This window comes from Aliidongia sp. (genome assembly GCF_035943795.1).
Lineage (GTDB): Bacteria > Pseudomonadota > Alphaproteobacteria > ATCC43930 > CGMCC-115725 > Aliidongia.
Genome location: NZ_DASZBY010000044.1, coordinates 1 through 8,056 on the forward strand (window position 1 = coordinate 1; position 8,056 = coordinate 8,056).

Below are 8,056 nucleotides of genomic sequence, written 5' to 3' on the forward strand. Positions count from 1 at the left end.
AGATACAGGCGGAATCTGATCGAACGCATCATGGAGGAAAAGACCCGGAGCCGGTGCGAAAGGTTCCAAAACGGGACGGCAGGACCCCTGCGGCGCCACCTTACCCTTCATCGCCCCCACCTGGCGAGATGCCGCTGTTCCGGCGTGCAGGCTTGCCGCCGCGACCATCGCCGCCGCATGATGGCGACCTGCCGGCTCCATGGTGCTAGGGCCGGAAAGTTGAGAGTGGTTTCCCCCGTGTTCAGCCAGATCGACAAGCCGCGCGCGGCGGTGCAGCCGCCCTTCGACGTCTCGGTCGTCATCCCGACCGTGCTGCGTCCGGAACTCGGCCGTGCCGTCCGCTCGGTGTTCGCCCAGGCGTTCGAGGGCCGCGTCCAGATCCTGCTCGGCATCGACGACCCCATCGGCGATCCGGCGCTGCCGGCGACCCTGGCCGGCGAGTGTCCGGCCACCATGCACCTCTCCGTGCTCGATCCCGGCTATTCGACCTCCGCCCGCCATGGCGGGCTTTATCCGAACCGGTTCAGCGGGGCTTTGCGCACCATCCTCACCTACCTGGCCAACAGCCGCCTGGTCGCCTATCTCGACGACGACAATTGGTGGGCGCCCGACCATCTGGCGAGCCTGGTCCGTGCGATCGACGGAATGGACTGGGCCTATTCCCAGCGCCTGTTCGTGGAGGCCGCGACGAACGAACCGATCTGCGTCGACCAATGGGAATCGGTCGGGCCCGATGCCGGCCTGTTCCAGGAGAAGTTCGGCGGCTTCGTCGATCCGTCGAGCCTGATGATCGACAAGATCGCCTGCCACGACCTGCCGCCGCTCTGGTCGCTTGCCGCGTTCGACGACGGATCGGGCGAGGACCGCCTGGTCTTCAAGGCGCTGAAGGAGCATTTCCGCGGCAGGCCTACCGGCCTCGCGACCAGCTATTACGTCATCCGGCCCGACGACCCGATGCATCCGGCCCGCCTGCACATGATGCGTGCCGCCGGAATCGCGCTGCCGTCGGAGAGCGCGATGCCCGGGCAGAGCCTGGCCGAGGCCATGGCCGACCTGGGGGCTGCCCCCACGCCGCCGGCCCGCGTGGCGACCCCGCCCGAAGCCTCGCTGCTGACCCGAGAACTGATCGCGCGATTGAAGCCGCGCGACCTGCTGGTGCTGGCCGCCGGACCGGAGGCCGGGAGCGCGCTGACCCTCGCCGACGCCGCCGGGGCGGATGCGCACCTACTGGCCGCCGACGCCGGCTGGACCCTGGTATCGCACATGACGGCGGCCTTGAACCTGGCGGCGACCGGCCTCGGCAGTGCCGCCCGCACCTTGCCGCCCGATGCCGGATCGGCGACCGAGTGGCTGCTGTGCCGCGGCGTCACGGTCGATCTGATCCGGATCGGCCCGGTCGACGATGCCGGCGCGCTGGTCGAGCTGTGCCAGGCGGCATGGCCCTGCCTCAAGACCGGTGGCGTGCTGCTGGGCGAGGGGGCGACGGCGAGGCGGCCGATGGTCCAGGACACGATCGAGAGTTTCGCGCGCTCGGTCGGGGCCGAATGCCTGGTGCCCGGGCTGGACCAGGCCGGCGACTGGATCGTGCAGAAGCTTTGAGCGCCGCGATGTCGCCGATCGACAAGCTGTTCGCGACCGCCCGCAGCCATTTGGACGCCGGCCGCCTGCAACAGGCCGGCGCGCTTTACCAGCAGATCCTGGCCCAGGTGCCCGACCATGCGCCGAGCCTGCACCTGCTGGGCGTCGTGGCGCTGCAGGTCGGCCAGGGCGAGGCGGCGGTCAATCTCATCCGGGCGGCGGTCGAGGCCGACCCGACGATGCCGGCCTATCGCAACGACCTGGGCGAGGCGCTGCGCCTGCAGGGCGATGCCGCCGGCGCCGCCGAGTGTTTCGCGGCCGTGATCGCGCTCAAACCCGACCATGCCGGGGCGCATGTCAATCTCGGCATCGTGCGCCAGCAGCAGAGCGAGTTCGCCGCAGCGCTGGCGCTCTACGAACGCGCGACCGCGCTGCGGCCAAATATGGCCGAGGCCTGGATCAACCGTGGGACCCTGCTGCTGCAGCTGCTGCGTCTGGACGAGGCGTCGAAAGTGTTGGAGACAGCACTTCGCCTGGCGCCGAAGGATGGCGCAGCGCGGCTCAACCTGGGCAACCTGCGACTGGAGCAGGGCCGGCCGGACGAGGCCGTGGCGCTCTACGAGAAGGTGCTGGTTGCCGAGCCCGGCCATGCCGCCGCCATGCTCAACCTGGGCCGCGCGCTGAAGGAACTGGGACGCCCGGCCGACGCGCTGCGCTGGTACCGGCAGGCCGAGGCGGCGGCGCCGCAGAACCCGACGATCCAATGGAACCTGGGCGTCTGCCGCCTGTTGCTGGGCGACTGGACGCGCGGCTGGCAGGGCTTCGAGGCGCGTTTCGCCGCCGGCGCGGTCGGCCTGCCGGGTATCGAAGGACCGGTCTGGACCGGCGAGCCGCTCGACGGCACCCTGCTGATCCATGCCGAGCAGGGCCTGGGCGACACGATCCAGTTCGCCCGCTTCGCCGCCGTCGCCAAGGCGCGCGGTGTCGGGCGGATCGTGCTGGCGTGCCAGGCACCGCTGGTCGAGCTGATGCGGCGGGTCGCGGGTGTCGATGAAGTCGTGCCGCGCGGCGGGCCGCTGCCGCCGTTCGACGCGCAGATCGCGCTGATGAGCCTCGGCGCCGCCCTCCAGGTCACCCCCGCGACCATGCCGCCCGCCCCGTATCTCGCCGCCGACCCGGCCCGCACCGCCGCCTGGACGGCGCGGCTGGGATCCGGCTTCAAGGTCGGATTGGTCTGGCAAGGCCATCGGCTGCACCGCAACGACCGCAACCGCTCGCTGCCGGCGGCCGCGCTCGCGCCCTTGCTGACCGTGCCCGGGGTCCAGGCATTCAGCCTGCAGAAGGAACCCGGCGCCGGCGATCTGGCGGCGCTGCCCGGCATCGTCGACCTGGCGCCCGACCTCGTCGATTTCGCGGAGACCGCCGCCACGATCATGGCGCTGGACCTGGTGATCGCGGTCGATACCGCCGTGGCGCATCTGGCCGGCGCGCTCGGCAAGCCGGTATGGATCGCCCTGCCCCATGCGCCCGACTGGCGCTGGCTGATGGGCCGGTCGGACAGCCCGTGGTACGGTGCGGCCCGCCTCTATCGCCAGACCGAGCGCGGCGCCTGGGCCGGGCCGATCGGGGCAATGCGCACGGTCCTGGCCAAACTCGCCGCTTAACCCTGACCGGCCGGCTTCAGCTTGATGCCCATCAACGGCGCGACCGCCTCGGGCGGCAGGCGGCTCATGCCCGGCGGCAGGTCGAACAGGTTCGCCGGCTGCGGCCCCCGCCGGACATGGGACAGCTCGTAGCTGGCCTTGGTCTCGCGTCCGTTGGGCTCGACGAACGATCCGTCGAGCCTGAGCACGATGCCGTCCTCGGTGATCCAGGCATAGCCATAGACCTGCGAGCCGTCGCTGCCCTGGTGCTCGACTCGGTATTTCCCGGCGGTCTCGCCGGCAATGACCTCGGTGCCGATCGGCCGACCCAATTGCTTCGGGTCGGCATAGTCGGTGATGGCGGCCGGAAACGGGAAGTCGGTGAAAACATGCAACTCGGCGAGCTCGAGCCACGCGACCTTGCGATCGGCGCGCAGGATCGCGACCAGCGGCAGGCCGTTGACGTTCTGCTCGTGCCGCTGCCGGCCCGGCGTCGCATAGACCCGGCCGACATAGCTCTTGCCGCCGGTTACCACTGTCCGGTCGGCGCTGTAGGGCACCTGGGTGTCGCCCAACAGTTGCTGGGCACGGGCCGACGGCATGACCAGCACGGCAGCGACGAGGAGCAGGCAGGAGACAAGGGAACGCATCGGGCGGGAATTCCTCGCAGGATCTGACACTTGGTGCGGCCGGCGGCTTCCGGTTATGGTGCCTCGCCCTCACGGGCCGAGAAACAGCTTGCGATGCGATTTGGACAATCCCAAGGCATCGCATGAGGGAACGCCTGAAGGAGACGACATGTCCCAGACTATCGAACAGCGCCTGCAGGAATTGGGCATCGAGCTGCCCGGCGCCACCGCACCCGCCGCCAATTACGTACCCTATGTGGTCACCGGCAACCTGGTCTTCCTGTCCGGGCAGCTGTGCATCTGGAACGGCGAGCGCCGCTATCCAGGCAAGGTCGGCGCCGAGGTCAGCGTCGAGGATGCGATCGCCGCCGCACGGATCTGCGGGCTCAACCTGATCACCTGGCTGAAGGACGCGGCCGGCGGTGACCTGGACCGGGTCGCGCGCTGCGTGCGCCTGGGCGGCTTCGTCAATTCGACCGCCGATTTTTCCGACCAGCCCAAGGTGATCAACGGCTGTTCCAACCTGATGGTCGATGTGTTCGGCGACCGGGGCCGGCACGCCCGCGCCGCCGTCGGCGTCAACGTGCTGCCGTTCAACCTGGCCGTCGAGGTCGACGCGGTCTTCGAATTGAAGGCCTGACGGCCCATTTGGACGCGGGGGGCTTGGCTCGGCCCCCGCTGCGGCCCATCTTGATCCTGCGGGCATCGGGACGGGATCGAACGCAGATGGATGGTGGCGACGGGTTTACGTTGAGGGTCGCGGACCGGCTGGCGGCGATCGACGAGGCGGCGTGGAACGCGTGCGCCGGATCCGACAATCCGTTCCTGTCCTACGGTTTTCTGAGCGCGCTCGAGGATTCGCGCTCCGTCTCGGCCAAGACCGGCTGGCTGCCCCAGCATCTGCTGCTGGAGGACACGGCCGGCCGGCTGATCGGCGCCGTGCCGCTGTACCTGAAGTCCCATTCCTGGGGCGAATACGTGTTCGATCACAGCTGGGCCGACGCCTATGAGCGGGCCGGCGGCAATTATTATCCGAAGCTGCAGGCGGCCGTGCCCTTCACGCCGGTGCCCGGGCCGCGCCTCTTGGTGCGCCCCGACGCGCCGTCGGGCGCTGCCGACCTGCTGATCGAAGGGCTGGTCGAGGTCGCGACCCGCCACAAGGTGTCGTCGCTGCACGTGACCTTTCCCCATGCCGCCGACTGGCAGCGGCTGGGCGACGCCGGGTTCCTGCAGCGCATCGGCCAACAGTTTCATTGGACCAACGAGGGCTACGCCAGTTTCGAGGACTTCCTCGGCGCCCTCAATTCGCGCAAGCGCAAGTCAATCCGCAAGGAACGGCGGGTCGCGACCGAAGGTGGCATCACCCTGCGCACCCTGGTCGGGTCCGACATCACGCCGGGCCATTGGGACGCATTCCATCGCTTCTACCTGGCGACGGTCGACCGCAAATGGGGCGGTGCCTATCTGACCCGCGAGTTCTTCGAACTGCTGCCGGCACGGCTCGGTGAAAAGATCGTGCTGGTGGTGGCCGAGCGCGACGGCCGAACCATCGCCGGCGCGCTCAACCTGCGCGGCAGCGATACACTTTATGGCCGCAACTGGGGCGCCGACGGCGATTATCCGTTCCTGCATTTCGAGGCCTGCTACTACCGCGCCATTGATTTCGCGATCGAGCACGGCTTGGCCCGCGTGGAGGCTGGTGCGCAGGGGCAGCACAAGATCCAGCGCGGCTACCTGCCCAGCGAGACCTACAGCGCCCACTGGATCCGCGACCCGGGCCTGCGCAAGGCGATCGGGAACTTCCTCGACCGCGAACGCCCGGCGATGCGGGCCGAGATGGCGCAACTCGCGACCCTCTCGCCGTTCCGGCAGGGCGGGGAGGGGTAGGGGTCGCGGCCGAAAAAATTCTTGAACGAAATTTGCAATAAGAACAAATCATGAACATAATGTCCTCCAGTGGTAGTGGAGGAGAGAGGAATGCACGCGGTTGCGCCACGGTGTTTCAAGCTGGACAAAGGCTTTGGGCTCGACTGTTCACCTGACGGCGTGACGCTGGCCGGCGTTCCCCTCCTGCGCCGGACAATTCGAGGATTCGTGCCTCGGGATGATCTGGAACTCCGCTGCTTGCTAGAGCGCGCTTACGGCCTTGCGGTCGACACCGACCGAGTCACGAGAGGCATCGATACGATTGCCCGTGCGCTCAACGAACATGAGCCCGCGCGCGCAATGATCCGGACACTGCTGTTGGGGCTACCCGAACTCGACGGACCAGGCGCCGCACGGCTGGCACAGGCGGATGACGCGCTAACCAAGTTCGATCCGGGCGAGCCGCGCGACGACAGGGGACGCTGGGCGGCGGCAAACGGCAATGATCTCGCTCCGGCTCGTTCCCACCACGGTCTGCCGCCGAAGCTGAGCCGCCCGCCGCTGCAACTCGTCGGTACCGGACCGGCAAATGCGCATGACGACGCGTCAGACGACGAAGAGCATTGGGTCACCCTTCCACCCGGACAACGGGTCGAAGAACTTGGCGATCTGCTCGAATGGGTCGCGAACGCCAAGCCGGATGAGACGCCGACGATCCGACAGCAGATCAGGGAACTCTATTACGATCGAGGGGACACACGCGGCGGCGATGCGCTCAATCTGGCCCTGAGCGACGCGCTCGAGGCGACCACCGACGCCGAGCGAACGGACATTTTGGAGCGCTTCGAGCCCTACACGCGCGAAGACCCTGCTCTGGCTGCCGCGGATGCAAGCGCGCTTGCCCTCGGCGTTACGCTCTTTCCCCGTTTGTTGCGCGGCCCGACGACAGTGCCGGAGGCAATACCACCCGGCGCCGGCAAAGTACGCCCCATCTATGATCCCAAGTTTTGGGATGAGCATACGGCGGTCGAACGCGGTCTCCTGCTTCATGGAGCCCGATCGAGCAGGCTTGCCTCCAATTTTCCCGTCATCGACAACGAACTCGACGGCTTGGTCACGAGCACGAAGACCATCGATCTTAGAGTGTCTGGGTATCAGAGCGAGAGTGGGCTGCGGAGCCTTCTAAATCAATACATCAGAAAACTCGCAAATTTTAACGGAAAAACATGGGGCGGCGTAACGATAACGGCACAGCAAATTAAATCCAGAGAATTAGACTTGATCATTCCGCGAGGCGTAATCACTAAAATTCAGAGAGATGTCATATTAGCCGCAAAAGAGCGCGCTCTAAGTCGTGGTGTCCGTTTGAGGGTCACGCAATTTTAGGAGATCGCAATGCATATGAGCATCTATCTAAGGAAAAATCTCGTTTTTATTCCAACCACAATCGAAACGAACGGAGCTTCCTGTATGGATATTGAGCCCGTCAGCGTTATCCCAGTAACGGATCAGGGGGAGCTTCGCCGCGCGATCGAGAATTTCCCTATCCGCGGAAATCTGTTCATGGAGCACATTCCTCGGATGACAGGCATCCTGCTTCCCACGATAGCCGCATCCGCCCGTGTAAAATCATGGTCGGCGTTTTATCGAGGGGTGTCCGCATGGAGTTTATATGACATTGACGGAATCTACCGGCTTCTGCGATGGAGGTCGGGCAGCGGCAGGGGTTTGAACCCCGATGAAGACGGGAAGATCCTCTTCACTCGGGCGATGGGATTCGATGCGATTTGCAACAGTGTCGTCGAGACCGTACAAGCCGAGGCTGCGAAGAAAAGCTAGTCTATACTTCTTCGAGGAGGCAAAATTTATTCTGCCGTGGCCTGCCGGGGTTAGTCTGCCAGGCAGTGGCTTTTTACTTTCAAGGCAATAAGTTAGGCGGAACCGTGACGCGTTCCGGCAGATCAGAACCAATCTGGCTCAGCGCGAAATCTGCCCACCCCACCAAGCCGCAGAGATGTTGAATTGATGGGGTGAGAGCTTCGCATCTGATTGCTGGTTCGCACCTTTGTTCGAAACCTCAGTCCGGGGAACTGCGCGACGCCGAAATCGCGGCTTGCAGGTCCGCAATCTCACTGAAGACACGGGTGTTATTATAAGCCGTCCGGCCTCGCTCGCCGGCAACATATCCGATTTGGCGCTCTGACGGACAAAAGCAGCCATCCGCTTTGCGGCCTATTCACTATGTCAGCAACGAGCCTGCGAGCTTCCGGCAATCGCTGCTTTGCTTCCCGCTCAGCTATCCCGGTTGGTGCCACGCAATCCTACAAACTGCGGCAGAAT

The 8,056-nt window shown here is 65.9% G+C and carries 7 protein-coding genes; 6 read left to right on the forward strand and 1 reads right to left on the reverse strand.

Annotated features, from left to right (window positions below):
• Window positions 1-225: 225 nt before the first annotated feature.
• Complete coding sequence (locus VGV37_RS07440; protein WP_326879011.1) at window positions 226-1,599, forward strand: hypothetical protein; 1,374 nt, start codon at window positions 226-228, stop codon at window positions 1,597-1,599.
• 8 nt (window positions 1,600-1,607) lie between these two features.
• A complete protein-coding gene (locus VGV37_RS07445) occupies window positions 1,608-3,242 on the forward strand; it encodes a tetratricopeptide repeat protein (protein ID WP_326879012.1) in 1,635 nt (544 codons plus the stop codon).
• Here the strand turns inward: VGV37_RS07445 and VGV37_RS07450 are convergent.
• On the reverse strand, window positions 3,239-3,871 hold the full coding sequence (locus VGV37_RS07450; protein WP_326879013.1) for a hypothetical protein: 633 nt from the start codon (window positions 3,869-3,871) through the stop codon (window positions 3,239-3,241). The genes VGV37_RS07445 and VGV37_RS07450 overlap by 4 nt on opposite strands.
• 148 nt (window positions 3,872-4,019) lie before the next feature.
• On the opposite strand from VGV37_RS07450, the gene VGV37_RS07455 reads away from it, so the two are divergent.
• The 4 genes from VGV37_RS07455 to VGV37_RS07470 all read left to right on the forward strand — a co-directional run bounded on the left by VGV37_RS07455 (window position 4,020) and on the right by VGV37_RS07470 (window position 7,555).
• Window positions 4,020-4,490: a RidA family protein gene (locus VGV37_RS07455; protein ID WP_326879014.1), complete on the forward strand. Its 471-nt coding sequence runs from the start codon at window positions 4,020-4,022 to the stop codon at window positions 4,488-4,490.
• An 86-nt stretch (window positions 4,491-4,576) separates the two neighbouring features.
• Window positions 4,577-5,737 (forward strand): GNAT family N-acetyltransferase, encoded by a 1,161-nt coding sequence (locus tag VGV37_RS07460; RefSeq protein WP_326879015.1) that lies wholly within the window; start codon window positions 4,577-4,579, stop codon window positions 5,735-5,737.
• Window positions 5,738-5,827: 90 nt separating this feature from the next.
• Entirely contained in the window at window positions 5,828-7,102 is a 1,275-nt protein-coding gene (locus VGV37_RS07465; protein ID WP_326879016.1) for a hypothetical protein, read from the forward strand.
• A 15-nt stretch (window positions 7,103-7,117) separates the two neighbouring features.
• Entirely contained in the window at window positions 7,118-7,555 is a 438-nt protein-coding gene (locus tag VGV37_RS07470) for a hypothetical protein (RefSeq protein ID WP_326879017.1), read from the forward strand.
• Window positions 7,556-8,056 lie beyond the last annotated feature (501 nt).

Excerpts from the sequence above, each read along its gene's own strand:
- VGV37_RS07470 (WP_326879017.1), top strand. The coding sequence starts at position 7,118 with ATGAGCATCTATCTAAGGAAAAATCTCGTTTTTATTCCAACCACAATC.
- VGV37_RS07445 (WP_326879012.1), top strand. The coding sequence starts at position 1,608 with ATGTCGCCGATCGACAAGCTGTTCGCGACCGCCCGCAGCCATTTGGAC.
- VGV37_RS07455 (WP_326879014.1), top strand. The coding sequence starts at position 4,020 with ATGTCCCAGACTATCGAACAGCGCCTGCAGGAATTGGGCATCGAGCTG.
- VGV37_RS07460 (WP_326879015.1), top strand. The coding sequence starts at position 4,577 with ATGGATGGTGGCGACGGGTTTACGTTGAGGGTCGCGGACCGGCTGGCG.
- VGV37_RS07465 (WP_326879016.1), top strand. The coding sequence starts at position 5,828 with ATGCACGCGGTTGCGCCACGGTGTTTCAAGCTGGACAAAGGCTTTGGG.
- VGV37_RS07450 (WP_326879013.1), bottom strand. The coding sequence starts at position 3,871 with ATGCGTTCCCTTGTCTCCTGCCTGCTCCTCGTCGCTGCCGTGCTGGTC.